The 14,736-nt window shown below is 69.8% G+C and carries 3 protein-coding genes; 2 read left to right on the top strand and 1 reads right to left on the bottom strand.

From position 1 onward, the window contains the following. Positions 1-114: 114 nt before the first annotated feature. Complete coding sequence (locus FIC82_RS04010) at positions 115-6,390, bottom strand: DUF4011 domain-containing protein (RefSeq protein ID WP_154797654.1); 6,276 nt, start codon at positions 6,388-6,390, stop codon at positions 115-117. A 308-nt stretch (positions 6,391-6,698) separates the two neighbouring features. On the opposite strand from FIC82_RS04010, the gene FIC82_RS04005 reads away from it, so the two are divergent. After that, positions 6,699-9,740 carry a helicase-related protein gene (locus tag FIC82_RS04005; protein WP_168731468.1) on the top strand — a complete coding sequence of 1,014 codons (3,042 nt, stop codon included), beginning with the start codon at positions 6,699-6,701 and terminating at the stop codon, positions 9,738-9,740. Beyond that, complete coding sequence (locus tag FIC82_RS04000; RefSeq protein WP_154797653.1) at positions 9,740-14,686, top strand: class I SAM-dependent DNA methyltransferase; 4,947 nt, start codon at positions 9,740-9,742, stop codon at positions 14,684-14,686. Before FIC82_RS04005 ends, FIC82_RS04000 begins: the two co-directional genes overlap by 1 nt. Positions 14,687-14,736: the final 50 nt, after the last annotated feature.

The raw sequence follows: 14,736 nt of genomic DNA, 5'->3' as shown, positions 1-14,736 counted from the left end.
AGGAGGCAGCTCGAACGCACGTTCAAGCTATCATCGCTCAGCCGGTGGAAGCTACCCGGCGCGGCTTCCCGGCGAGAGTCCTCGCCTACGTACGTCACCCGGACCCAGGTCTCGTCAACGTGCTCGATTGCGGTCGTGGACGGCCTCGAGCCTCGCGCGTGCCCCGGCACCGAGTCGCGACAGCCCGAACACTGCTGCCGTACGACGGAGGACGCCCTCGTCGTCGAGCTCGGGTTCAGCGTCGACCACCGCACGCATCGCGTTGGCGATCTCCTCCGGAGCGATCTCGTCGAACCGTCGTGTCCCGTCGGGGTCCGGGATGCGGTAGCCGGTCCACGTTCCGGGATCGATGTGCTGCGGCCAGGCGAAGGCGGCGTCCGCGCCCCGGCGGATCTGCGCTCGGGGCACGAGTCGCGCGATGTCGGCTGCTCTCGACGCGCGGACCGTGGTCAACCCGAAACGCCGACCGACGACCCGAACCAGTCGGTCTACCGCGACAGGCCCTTCTACGGTGATCACGTCCATGACCTGTGCCCGGACGGCGGCGGCAGCCCCACGGTCTGGCAGCGCGTCGAGCACCTCACGACTCCCCACGACCTCGCAGTGCGCGGGGACGAAGATGCTGACCTTGTCGTTCGACGAGGTCGGACGGGCGAGGTCCAGCCCGCTCCCTGACACGCCCGCGTTCGCGCCACCAGCGGCCCCGCCAGGCCACTCGATGTCCTGCGCCGGTGCGCTCGCCCTCGTGTCGGCGGCCGAGAAGTCAACAAGCAGGTTTTCAGGTGCGTCAAAGAGGTCGGGCGGCGCACCGAACAGGTTGTTCACCTGACCGTAGGTGAACGTCTCCGGCTCGGGTGCTGTGCGCACAGGCGCCAGGGCGGAAGACGCCGTCTCGATGTCGAGCTCCAGTTCCTCGGCGATGTCCTCGCTCGTGGCAAGCGCGAGGTCCACCGCGTCGACCTGAGCGAGGATCCGGTCGACGACCTCCTGGCGGTTCTGCAGCCACATCGGCCACCAGATCCGAGCCACTGCGGGCCAGCGCATGAGGTTCTGCAGCACCTCGACGGGGAGGACGTCCCGGTCGGAGACCGTTCTGCGTGATCTCCAGCTCTCCCCGTCGAGCAGCACGGGCAGCAGTAGCCGCTCCGGACGGTCAGGCCGGGCGAGGACGAGGTCCAGGCGGAAGTCGGAGAGCCCGACGTCGGTGAGAACGTGGAGCCCAGCCTCCCGGAGGGTTTCGGCGACGTCGTCGCGGTGCCGGTCGCGCACTGCAGTGCGGTCGAGTCCGGCGCCGACGTCGGCACGGAGGTTCGCGTCCCGGGCGAACAGCAGGAACTTCTTGAGGTCCTTGACGCCCTTGTACGTGGCGCTGTCTGCGTCGAGCTCATCGGGGTCGAAGCTGCAGAACACGATGTTCTTGCGCCGAGCCCGCGTGACGGCGACGTTGAGCCGCCTCTCGCCGCCGACGTTCGACAGCGGACCAAAGTTCAACGGAATCTTGCCGTTCGCCTGCTTCGAGAACGCGACCGAGAACAGCACGACGTCGCGCTCGTCTCCCTGGACCTGCTCCAGCGCCTTGACGAACAGCACGTTCGACGGGCCCATCGCCGACTCGTTGCACGCCGCGGTGATCGCCGGGTCACTCGTGTCCTTGAGCAGTTCCTCGATGAGCTGGCGCTGCTGCTCGTTGAAGGTCACGATGCCGATCGTCGGCGGGTTCGCGACGGAGAGAAGTTCTCGGACGGCCTCGACGACGGCGAGCGCCTCGTCGGCGTTGGTTCCTCTACCAGCGATGATCTTCTCGGTGGTTCCGAACTCGCGCTTCTCGCTGCTCCCGGCCCGGATGAACGACCCCGACACCCGGACGAGCTCGACCCCGGTCGTCGCGGAGAGCAGCGTCGGTGCAGGAAAGCTGCTGAGCTTGCCGTCGTAGTACGCCCCATTGCTGAACGCGATGAGCGCCTCGTCCTGGCTGCGATAGTGCCAGGAGAGCCGCAGCACCGGCACGCGCGCAAGCTCGCACTCGCTGAGGATCGACTCCTGGTCCTCGATGATCTCGAGCTCGGGGTCCTCGATCTCCTCGTCCGTCGCGGGCTGAGTACCCACCTTCCTGCTCGGGGGCATCTGCTTGCTGTCCCCCACCACGACGACGGCGCGGGCGCGTCCGATCGCCCCCACGGCCTCGGGGACGGTGATCTGCGACGCCTCGTCGAAGATCACCAGGTCGAAGTCCATGACGCCCGGCGCGACCAGGTCGACCACGGACGACGGGCTGGCCAGCACGAGCGGTGTCAGTTCTTGGACGGCGTCGCCGTAGCGCTTGAGGATCGCGCGCGTACCCAGCCGACCGCGCGTCTTCTCCAGCTCACGCGCGAGCCCGCCAGTGCGCATCCCGAGACCGTTTCCGCCGCGTCGTTCGAGGAGCGCCGCGGGCCCGCTCGTGGTCCATTGCCGCCTAGCCTCGGTCTCCGCCTCCGAGTAGGCGACGACACGCCGGTCGTGCGCCTCCGAGTCGAAGCGGTCGAGCCCTTCGGTGCGCAGGCGCTCGGCCTGCGAAGCTCGAGCGAGCCCACGCTCGAATGCCTCGTCCGCCTCGTCCGCCGGGAGGCTCCCGTCGAGGATCTGAGCACGGACGGTGTCCATCCCTGCTTCCACGAGCGGCTGGAGGGAGCCGACGAGCTCGGTCCATCGCTGGAGCGGGAGGAGCCGCTCATGGTCGATCTGGCCGCGCCAGGTGGGGGCGTCGCGCCGAGCGGCAGTCGCGAGGCTGGCCCCGGCGCGCCATACCTCGAGGTCAGCGGGCATCGCACCCAGGACCTCGAACGCGCTCGTCCACGCGTCCGCGTACGCCCGCAGACGCTCCAGGTGATGGCCGACCCCGGCGATGGCAAGCTCACGGACCGTTCGTCCCCACGGGGAGTCTTCACGGAGCGGTTCCGTCGCGCTGCGGAGCTCCTCGAACCGACGTCGCGCGCCATCGAGCACCCCATCGACGAACACGTTGATCCACCGACCCGGCGCGAGCCCCGGCGTCCGTGCCAGTGTCTCCACGCACCAGCGCGCGGTGTCCTGCGCGGCGATCAGTGCGCCCAGCGCGGCGCGGGCGTCCGCGGGAGCGACCACCGCCCCGCCCGGCAGGTAGGCCCGGAGAGGTTCGAGCACGGCCGTCTGCCGCTTCGCCCGACCGATGGGCCCTGACGCCGTCGCGGACTCGAAGGCGGCCCAGATCTGCCGGAGGTCCAGCGCGAGTGCGTCCGGGTGGAACCCGCCGAGATGTGCTCGTCGCTCGGCGACAGCTCGTTCGCAGGCTCCGAGGCTCTGGTGGGCGCTGTCGGGCCAGCTGGGTTGAAGCAACCCGTCGAGCTCGTGTCCGTGGGGAAGGAGAGGGTCGGCAGCGACCACCAGGAGCCGTAGCTGCCCTGGGGTGGTCGCCGCGTCCAGAGCGGTGCGCAGCGGTCCGGTGAGCGTGTCGCTCCACGCCAGACCGTCGAGGATCCCTCGCACGGTCGCTGTCGCAGTGGTCGTCACGTCATGCGCCCCGGCCGGAGCGCGACCCACCAAACGCCACGGGTGACCCCGGCGCACATCTGCCGTGGCGGCGAGCTGAGGCAGTCGGGAGAACGCGTCCCTCACCTGGTCCACCAGGTCCGGACGGTGAGTGACGACCTCGGACGGCACGTCGAGGACCGGACCGTCGCCGAGGACGAGCAACCTGTCGTGCGCACCGTAGGCCGACAGGCCGACGGGGTTCTCCCGGTGCAGCCGGGTCGGGTACTGACCGAGCTCGTAACGCGAGCTCTTGAGTCGCCGCTGGGCGCTCTCCATCGCCACGGGATCCGGGGTCGCACGCGTGCTCAGGGACCGCTTCAGGTGGTCTCGTACGACGGCTGAGCTGGACCCCTCGTGGTGGAGGTTGAGCGTGAACGGCGACATCCCGATGTCGTCGAGCCGGCGCTGCACCACGGAGAGCGCAGTCCCCTTCTCGGCCACGAACAGCACCTTCTGCCCGGCCTGGACGCACTCAGCAACCATGTTCGTGATGGTCTGGGACTTGCCCGTGCCGGGCGGCCCCTGGAGGACGAACGTGCGCCCCTCCTTCGCCCACTGGACGGCGAGCTTCTGCGTCGCGTCCGCAGGGATCGGGGTCTGGAGCTCTTCCAGCGCGGACGGGTCCACGCGACCGTCACCCACGATCACGGGGTCGATGTAGGGCTCTGCCGGCGTGTGCGTCAGGTGCTTGATCAACGGCTGCTCGAGGTAGGAGTCGCCGTGGTGGTGGAGATCGCTCCACATGCGGAACGCGGACAGGTCCAGGATGGCGAGGCGAGCCTCTGCGGCGACCGCGAAGGGCAGTCCGCGCTCGGCCACGGATCTCCCGACGGCCGAGAGGACCGCATCGACGTCGATGCCGGCCCGATCCGCGGCTGGTTCGGCGAGCTCAGGAACGGCCAGGTCGTGCTCGCGCCGCAGCCACTCGATCACGGCGGCGTTGGGAGTGGTCTGCGACGACGGGTCCAACGTCAGGGAGAAGCGACCGCGCGACCGGCGTTCGGCGAGATTCACCGGGACGAGGATCAGCGGCGCCTCGGCCACGGCACCGGCCTTGTGCGACCACTTGATCAGACCGAGGCACAAGAAGAGGGGGTTCATCCCCTTCTCGTCGCGAGCTTCCTTGGCACGGCGAGCCATGCTCCGCAGCTCGGAGACGAACTTGGTCCTCGTGACGGGCCCGTTGGACGACGCTGCGCGGCTGATCCGCTGGACGTAGAGCGAGCGGTCCTGGAGTCGACGCAGGAGCAGTTCGGCGTTCAGCCCGAGAGCGTTCCGGATCTCCTGCGCCCGGTCGACGTCGGACACCTCGCTCCCGTGCACGAGGTTGAAGTCGACGTCCTGGTTGAGCCGGTCTTCCAGCTCGCCGAGCGCGTCGCTGGGAAGGACGAGCGGCTGCACGGTGGGTCCGTGACCGAGGTTCAGCAGCGCGTTCCGTGCGTTGAGGCTGAACAGCGACGACTTCCACGTGCGAAAGCGCACGGGGTGGTGGTCGACCTGCCGTAGGCCCGGGATCCCGTCGTCCGTCGTGGGCGGCACGTGGTGAACCGTGGGGCGCTCGCCCTGGCGCTCCACGAGCACCTCCACGACACCGTCCGCCCGCGTGCTGATCGCGGGGAGCGGGCGCACTCCGTCTCTCCGAGCTGCGGCCACGTCGATGAGAGTGACCGCGCCCGCTGCACGACCGTCCGCGAGGGGGCCGGTTCGTGCGATCTCCGACGCTTGCCGAGCGGACACGGACTTGCCGACGGCGAAGGTCGTCGTCTCGATGAGGCCGAGGATCCCCGTCTCGACAAGGCTGCTGATCTCCGCGGCATCGGAAAGGACGGGCTTGCCGGGGTACCAGTCGTCCTGCGCGCCCTGATCGGGGTCCCGGCGCCAGTAGCCGACGAAGATGTGGCCGGGGACGAGCACGAGAACGGGCAGGACGCCGACGTGCTCGAGCACGGCCGCCATGAGGACGGTCGTGTCCATGCAGGTACCGAGTCCCCCGCGCGCGACGTCGCCGTGGTCCCGCACACGTTGTCCTGCGGACCTGTAGTCCCACCCGGGCGGGGGCTCCGAGTAGGCGATCCTGCGCGCCCTCAGCGTCTCGTAGACCGCGTCGACCGTGACGTCGGCACGCCGTGCGGCACGGAGGGGATCTGGGTCTTGGAATGCGTGGAATCCCGGGTCTCCCGTCTTGGCCCCGAGCACGTCCACCGCCTCTCGCGCGACGGCGGCAACCTCCGGATGGTTGGGCCGGACGAAAGTGGCGAGAAGTGCGCGGGAAAGACCGTCCCGAGCCCCGACCTGCAAGAGGCTCGCCAGACGAACCGTCTCGGCACGAGTCACGGACGCCGCGGACCCGTCGGCCAGGACCGCGAGCTCTCGTACCCGACGCTGGACGGCGCCCAGATGGGACAGCGTTCGACGTGGGTCGCCCTCCCAGTTCCAGAGGTCGCGGGGCTGCACGTCCACAGGGGTCGCCTTCTGCGCGAGGACCTCGCCACGCACGGACACGGTCACGACGCACTCGGCCGTCCGGCGCTCGTCGATCGACGCCATGACCGTGGCGGAGAGCGGTACGTGGACGCTGCCGAGGTGCAAGATCGGGGTGCGGACCGGTCCGTCGTGCACGACGACCGAGCCGTACCGCAGATCTCCGTCGAGAAGTGCGACCTCGACGCGTGCCTCGCTCAGCGGAGCGGAGACGGTGAGCGTGACCTCGCTGATCTGCGGGATCTTGGCGAGCGACGACGCCCACGACCACTCCTCGCTCACCAGGGTGTGCAGACGCACCCTCGCGTCCGTCAGGTGGGCCTCGGACTGGGGTTGGTCGCTGTCCAGCACGTCCGTCACTCGAGGCTCCTGCTCGTCTCACGATCACGTTCTCCGGACGCCGCGCCGGTGATCGAGGCGACTGTAGCGCTCGGGTCCTTGGATCAGGGCTCTTGAGCACTCCGGGATATTTCACCACGGGTGAAATCTCTCCATTCACCGATGGACGTGACGGTCGAGGAAGGAAGCAGTTCTTCACCCTCTCCGGGGACAAACGGAACCGAACCACGGATATCCTCGGGGCAGTCTGCCTGGCCGCCGCCGTGTCGTCGGCCCTGAGCGACCGCACCGCTGGTGCACCGATACCGAGCACGACCGAGGGACTGAGCGTGGCAGCAACGACCGAGTCACGAACCGCCGAGTTCACCGCGGCCCCGGGGTCGACGGTGGTGATCCGGGACGAGGAGTGGCTGGTCACCCAGATCGAGCCGACGACGGACGGGCACTTCGTCCACGTCGTGGGGTTGTCGGAGCTGGTGCGTGACACGGAGGCGGTCTTCTCGACCGCGCTCGACGACGTCGCGGTCGCGGACCCGGCGGAGACGACGGTCGTGGCGGACGGTTCGCCCAGGTACCGCACGTCGCGCCTGTGGCTCGAGGCGATGCTGCGCAAGACGCCGGTCCCGATCGCGGACCCGGCGCTCACGACGGCGCACCGGGCGCTGGCGGACCCGCTGCCGTACCAGTTCGCGGCGGTGCGCAAGGCTCTGGACCCGGACAACCTGCGTCCCCGCATCTTGCTGGCGGACGCGGTGGGCCTGGGCAAGACGCTCGAGATCGGCATGATCTTGTCGGAGCTCGCGCGGCGGGGGCGGGGCGAGCGGATCCTCGTCGTGACGCCGAAGCACGTGCTGGAGCAGATGCAGTTCGAGCTGTGGACGCGTTTCGCCCTGCCGTTCGTCCGCCTGGACAGCACGGGTATCCAGCGCATCCGGCAGAGGCTGCCGGCGAACCGCAACCCGTTCGCGTTCTTCAAGCGGGTCATCATCTCGATCGACACGTTGAAGTCGGACAAGTACGTGGCGCACCTGCGCAAGCACCGGTGGGACGCGGTCGTGATCGACGAGTCGCACAACGTGACGAACTCTTCGACGCAGAACTTTCGCCTCGCGACGATGCTCTCCCGCCAGACGGACGCGCTCGTCCTCGCCAGCGCCACCCCGCACAACGGTGACCCCAGGTCGTTCGCGGCGCTGGTCCGGATGCTGGAGCCGTCCGCCGTCAAGCCCGACGGCGTCGAGCTGGACGAGAAGCAGGTGGAGCGGCTGATCGTCCGTCGGCACCGGCACTCGCCCGAGGTCGCGTCGGTCGTGGGGGCCGACTGGGCGGAGCGCAGGGAACCGCAGAACGTGCTCGTCCCGGCGTCGCCTGTCGAGGAGGAGATCGCGGTCGAGCTGGAGCGCACGTGGCTCTGGCCGGCCGGTGGTGCGAGCCCGTACTCCGGCAAGGGCGGTGCCACGCTCTTCCCGTGGACGCTCGCCAAGGCGTTCTTGTCCTCCCCCGCCGCGCTGGAGGAGTCGGTCCGCAAGCGGCTGCGCGTCCTGGAGGGTGGCAGGCAGGAGTCCGACGACGAGGACTCGCTCGTCGCCCCGGACACCACGGACGGTAGCCCCGTGCCCGACGGCGCGGCGCACCTTCCCGGCCTGGCCTCGCCCGGCCCGGGAGCGGCGTCGGGTACCGGCACGCGGGGCGCCGAGCGTGCCGCGCTCACGCGCCTGCACGGCCTCGCCCGCCGCTCGCTCACCGAGCCGTCGGCGAAGTACGACGCGCTGCTCGACCATCTGCGGGGCATCGGCGTCCGCAAGGGTGCGGAGATGCGCGCGGTGGTCTTCGCGGAGCGTGTCGCGACCCTGGGCTGGCTCCGGAAGAAGCTCGGGCAGGACCTCGGGCTGACGGAGGAGAACGTCGTCGTGCTGCACGGCGGTCTGTCCGACGTCGACCAGCAGGCGATCGTCGAGTCGTTCAAGCTCGCGTCGTCCCCGATCCGCGTGCTGGTGACGGGCGACGTGGCGTCCGAGGGCGTGAACCTGCACAGCCACTGCCACCACCTGGTGCACTACGACATCCCGTGGTCCCTGATCCGTATCGAGCAGCGCAACGGCCGCATCGACCGGTACGGGCAGAAGCACGCCCCGCAGATCACCAGCCTCCTGCTGGACCCACAGACGACGACGCGGTTCGGTGGTGACCTTCGTGTGCTCACGCGTCTGGTGGAGCGCGAGCACCACGCGCACCGGGCTCTGGGCGACACGGCGTCGCTCATGGGCGAGTACTCGGTGAAGGCCGAGGAGAAGGCGATCGCCGACGTGCTCCGGCAGGCGAAGTCGCTGGAGCACGTCGTGAAGGAGGTCGAGGAGGTCGTCGCCGACGACGGTCCCGCCGGCCTCCTGGCGCGTCTGATGGGCATGGGCGCCGCGGCTCCCGCCGAGCCGGAGACCTCCGCCCCGACGGTGGAGACCGGCGGCAGCACAGGCGTCTACGACGACGAGCTGTCGTTCCTGGAGGACGCGCTCACCCAGATCTGCACGACGCCGGGGCAGGAGCCGCCGAACGGCGTCGCGTGGAAGACGTACCCCCAGCAGTCCCTCGCCTCGCTCAAGCCGCCGCGCGACCTGCAGCAGCGGCTGGAGGTGCTGCCCCAGTCGTACCTCGCGGACCGGAACGTGACCGAGACGCTGCGGCTCGCGACGGCGACCGCGCGCGGCACCCAGGAGCTGGTGAACGCGAAGAGCGCGGAGTCGCGCTCCACCTGGCCGGAGGCGCACTTCCTCGGGCCGCTGCACCCGGTGGTCGACTGGGCGTCCGACCGTGTGCTCTCGACGTTGCAGCGCCGCCAGGTGTTCGCGGTGCGCGGCGGCGTCGAGGACCTCACGGTGCTGGTGCAGGCGGCGTTGTACAACGTGCGGGGTCAGGTCGTCGCGACGTCGTACCAGACGGTCGCGTTCCCCAACCCGGATAGCCCGTCGTTCGGCCTCGCGTCACAGCACGCGTCGTCGGCCGACGCCGTCGCGTACCTGCGCGTGGGCACCACCAACACGGGAGCGATCCCGGGCGCGGAGGCGCTCCAGCCGTTCGTCCGCCAGGCCGTCGCGTCCGCGGAGGCGTCGGTGGGCGACCAGATCGAGTCGATCCGCGCCGAGACGCAGGACCGCGTCGAGGCGTGGCTGCGACGCAGCCAGCACTGGCGCATGGAGGCGTCGGCACTCATCGGCCGCGAGGCCGCGGCGGCGAGGTCCGGCATCGCGAGCCGCCAGTCCGACGTCGACGAGGAGACCCGCCTCGCGCGGGAGATGGTGCCGCACCGCACCCTGCTGCGACCCCTGCTCGTCGTCGTCCCCGTCGACCAGCCCGACACCGAGGAGAACCACTGATGGCCGCGAGCGACGCGATCGTCGTCGGCGAGGACTGGATCAGCGAGCACTACGTCGGGTCGGACGGCAAGCAGTCCTTCCGGACGCGGGTGCTGGAGCGCCGCAAGGCGTGGGACGACGCCGAGAAGGAGGGCGAGCAGACGACGCGTGCCCGGTTCGTGGGTGCGCGGGCGAGCCTGCTGTCGACGCTGGCGGGGCTGGGCGAGGAGGGCGGCCGGTTCGCGGTGCTGCCCGAGCTGTACGCAGAGCTGCGCAGGGTGCTCGGCTACACGTCGGTAGCGCTGCAGTCGAAGCAGGACGGCCCGGTCGAGCGCGTCCACGCGACCGGCCTGGAAGCCGCGGCTCCCCTGGTGATCGTCGAGGCGGTGGCGGTCAAGGACGTCGAGGCCCTGCTCGCCAAGGGCGACCGGGACAAGCCGTCGCCCCGCGACCGGACACTGCTCGAGCCGTACGCCGTCGACGACACGACGCAGATCCACTCGGTGGCGCGGCTGCTGTCGTACCTGTTCGTGCAGGACGACGCGCCCGAGTTCGCGCTCGTCCTGGCGGGCGGGTGGATGCTCGTCGCGGAGAAGGCGCGCTGGGCGGAGGGCCGCTACCTCGCCGTCGACCTGCAGCTCGTGGCCGAGCGGGCGGACGACAAGCGCGGCGGGGAGACGGACACGGCACTGACGTGCGTCGACGCGGCGTCGCTCGCCCCGGACCCCGAGGGCAACCTGTGGTGGCCGGGCGTGCTGGACGAGTCGGTGAAGCACACCGTCGGAGTGTCGAAGGACCTGCGCGAGGGCGTGCGGCTGTCCATCGAGATCATCGCGAACGAGGTGGTGCGGCGCCGTGCCGCGCAGGGTCTGGACCCGCTGCCGCAGGCCGAGGCGCAGGAGCTCGCCGGGCAGTCGCTGCGCTTCCTGTACCGGATCCTGTTCCTCCTGTTCGCGGAGGCGTCCCCGGAGCTGGGCGTGCTGCCCGTCGGCGACCCGACGTACGAGCAGGGCTACAGCCTGGACCGGCTGCGCGAGCTGACGCTCGTGAACATCGCCGATCACCGCTCGCAGGACGGCACGCACCTCTACCAGTCGCTGGGCACGCTGTTCCGGCTCGTCGACGCCGGTCACGACGGCGCGGGGGGTGCGGCACGGGACGAGCGGGTCGACGGCGAGGTGCACCGGGTGGACGACGGGGCCGACGGCCTGACGTTCCAGCCGCTCAAGGCGGACCTCTTCCTGCCGTCGAAGACCGCGCACATCGACGCCGTCGGGCTGGGGAACGCGGCGCTGCAGCAGGTGCTGCGGCACCTGCTGCTGAGCAAGGAGTCGAAGGGCAAGGACCGCGGGTTCATCTCGTACGCCGAGCTCGGCATCAACCAGCTCGGTGCCGTGTACGAGGGGCTCATGAGCTACACGGGCTTCTTCGCCACCGAGGACCTGCACGAGGTCGCCAAGGACGGCAACGCGGAGAAGGGCTCGTGGGTGGTGCCCGTCGTGCGGTCGCAGTCGATCGCACCGAAGGACTTCGTCACCGCGCCCGACCCGGTCACGGGCGAGCAGAAGCCGGTCGTGCACGAGCAGGGCACGTTCGTGTTCCGGCTCGCGGGCCGGGAGCGGCAGCAGTCGGCGTCGTACTACACGCCCGAGGTGCTGACCCGGTTCACGGTGTCGCAGGCTCTCGTCGAGCTCATCGGGCCGGACGAGGTCAAGGAGGGCTCCGTCGAGTGGGAGGGCCGCGAGGTCCCCCGCAAGATGTCGGCGCGCGAGATCCTCGACCTCACGGTGTGCGAGCCGGCCCTCGGCTCCGGCGCGTTCGCCATCGAGGCGGTGCGTCAGCTCGCCGCCGCGTACCTGCGGCGCAAGCAGGACGAGACCGGCGAGCGGATCGACCCCGACCGCTACGCCGCCGAGCTCCAGAAGGTCAAGGCGCACATCGCCCTGCACAACGTGTACGGGGTGGACCTCAACGGGACCGCCGTCGAGCTCGCCGAGATCTCCCTGTGGCTCGACACGATGGGCGAGGGCCTGCAGGCGCCGTGGTTCGGCCTGCATCTCAAGCGCGGCAACTCCCTCATCGGTGCCCGACGCGCGGTGTACCGCCGCGACCAGCTCGCCAAGCGGGCGTGGCTCACCGCGGTACCCACGGACGTGCCGCTCTCTCCGTCCGACGCCGACCGCGCCGCCGGGCGGTCGAGCTCGCTCGGCGACGTGGGCGGGAGGATCCACCACTTCCTGCTCCCCGCCGCGGGCTGGGGCTCGGCAGTCGAGGCGAAGGAAGCCAAGGAACTCGCCCCCGAGGCGCTGGCCCGCCTCAAGGCGTGGCGCAAGACCGTGCTCGTGACGCCGTCGAAGAAGCAGGCTGACGAGTTGGTCAACCTCGCCCACCGCGTCGAGGCGCTCTGGGACCTCGCCCACCCGCGGCTCCGCATCGCCGAGGACCAGATCCGTCGGTCCATCGACGTGTGGGGAGCCGACGACCTGCCCGTCGGCGGCGCCGTCACGCGCAAGCAGATCGAAGAGGCGCTGGCCGACGCGAAGGGCGCCTACCAGCGGCTCCGACTCGTCATGGACGCGTGGTCGGCACTGTGGTTCTGGCCGCTGACTGATGGGTCAACCCGGGTCAAGTCTGACGACGGTTCCGAGGAGAGCATCGAACCGCCGACCCTGGACGAGTGGATCGGCGGCCTGCGCGCCGTGCTAGGCGTCCACGCCGAGAGCGGAGCCTCGGGGCGTGGACGGAAGTGGACCGGCGGCGACCAGACCCTTGCGTCGACTGCCGACTGGGACGAGCTCAACGAGGCCGAGGAGTTCGAGCTCTCGTTCGCCGGTGTCGCATCGCCGGAACGAGTGCTGCACGAGCACCCGTGGCTCGTCGTGTGCCAACGGGTTGCGGCTCAACAGGGGTTCTTCCACTGGGAGCTCGACTTTGCATCAGTGTTCGCCACGCGCGGTGGGTTCGACCTTCAGGTGGGTAACCCACCGTGGGTCCGGCCTGACTTCGACGAAGCCGCAGCGCTAGGCGAGTACGAAGTGGCCTTCGCACTGGAAGGGAAGCTGGCGACGGGCCGAGCAAGCGATCTGCGCAGCGCCACGCTCGAGTTGCCTGCCGCCCGGGACTTCTATCTCGATTCGCTCACTGCGACGGTCGCCACTCGGGAAGCCGTGTCGAGCCCGACCGACTACCCATACCTCGTCGGCCTCCGCCCTGATCTCTACCGCTGCTTCATGGAGCAGACCTGGCGCCACATCGCGACTAGCGGCTCCATCGGCCTCATCCACCCCGAGACCCACTTCACGGATGAGAAGGCCGGTCCACTTCGCGCAGTGACCTACCGCCGCCTCCGCCGACACTGGCAGTTCATCAACGAGCTAGTCCTCTTCGAGATCCACCACCTGGTCAGCTACGGCGTGCACGTCTACGGCACCTCCCGTGCCCCGCACTTCCTTCAAGCCGCCTCGCTCTATCACCCTGACACCGTCGAACGGTCTTTCGACCACCAAGGCCTGGGCGAGGAGCCCGGCCTCAAGGATCCCGACGGCCGATGGGACGTGAGACCCCATGCTGCTCGTGTCATTGCAGTCGATGAGGCGATTCTTCGAACCTGGCACGCGACTCTCGAGGACGCAGACGTACCGACGAGTCGCAGTCGCGTGGTCTACGCCGTAAACAAGGCGACCGCTTCGGCCCTCGACAAGATCTCTGCCGCTGAGCGCATCAAGTCACTCGACCTCACCTTCTCCCAGGGGTGGAATGAGACGACTGACTTCAAGCGCGGCCTCTTCGAGAAATCCTGGGACGTCGCTGACTGTTGGGAGGACGCGATTATTCAGGGGCCGCACCTCCACGTGGCGAACCCCGCGTACAAGACGCCCAACGAGACGATGGCGAACAACCTCGACTGGTCCGCCGTCGACCTCGAAGCGCTCGGCGCGAGGGCGATCCCGGCGACGTCGTACAAGCCGCGCGGCGACCGCAAGACCTACGACGCGGCGTACACGCACTGGACCCGCGACGTCGTCGTCGGCCCGGACAGCAAGCCCATCGACGGCTCCCCCGCCGTAGACCCGAAGTACGTCCGCCACGTGGAGACCGCCAGCCGCGCCGACGGCACCGCCGTCCGCACCGAGACCGTCTCCGCCCGCGCCTTCTACCGTATTGCCTGGCGGACGATGGCTGCGCCCACTGGCGAACGCACGCTAATCCCCGCCCTGCTACCGCCCGGTGTCACCCATGTGGATGGCGGATTCAGCGCTGGGCTCCCGGCGGGAAGTTATCGGACCCTCGTTGACGTCGCTGGATTTGCGAGTTCACTGGTTCTTGATGCGACAACCCGAGTGGTGCCGAAGAAGCACATTCGCGCGGCACAGTTGGAGCGCCTCCCATTTGTGTCGAGCCATTTCGACCGAGAGATCCGGCTGAGAGCCCTTCGCCTCAATTGTGTCACTGGCGCCTACGCCGACCTGTGGGCCGAGTGCTACGACACGGCGTTCCGCGACGACTCGTGGACCGGTCTGCCGGAGCGTACGGGCTGGGTGGACCTCGGCGACGTCGGCCCGGAGTGGACGCCGGAGACGCCGCTGCGCCGGGCGGAGGACCGTCGGCAGGCGCTGCTGGAGATCGACGCCCTGGTGGCGCTGTCGCTGGGCCTGACCGCGGACGAGCTGTGCACGATCTACCGCACCCAGTTCCCGGTGCTGTACGGCTACGACCGCAACCGCGACCACTACGACGACAACGGCCGCCTCGTCCCGAACACCGTCCTGACCACGTGGCGCAAGAAGGGCGGCAACGACGGCCGCTTCTCGGAGGACGACCTCACCGCCGTCCACCCGGGCAGCGGCGTCGCCTACACCTACGACCTCCCGTTCCAGACCCTCGACCGCGAGGCCCACATGCGCCAGGCCTACGCCGAGTTCGAGCGCCGCCTCGCGGCACGAGCCGAGCCGGCCACGCCGGAGTAGACGCCAGCAGGAACGCACGAATCAGCAATCCGCACGCCAGCGACATCAAC

Origin of the sequence: Cellulosimicrobium protaetiae (genome assembly GCF_009708005.2) — a bacterium.
Taxonomy (GTDB): Bacteria; Actinomycetota; Actinomycetes; order Actinomycetales; family Cellulomonadaceae; genus Cellulosimicrobium; species Cellulosimicrobium protaetiae.
Note: the sequence above shows the minus strand (reverse complement) of the source record. Positions and strands in the feature narration are given on the sequence as shown.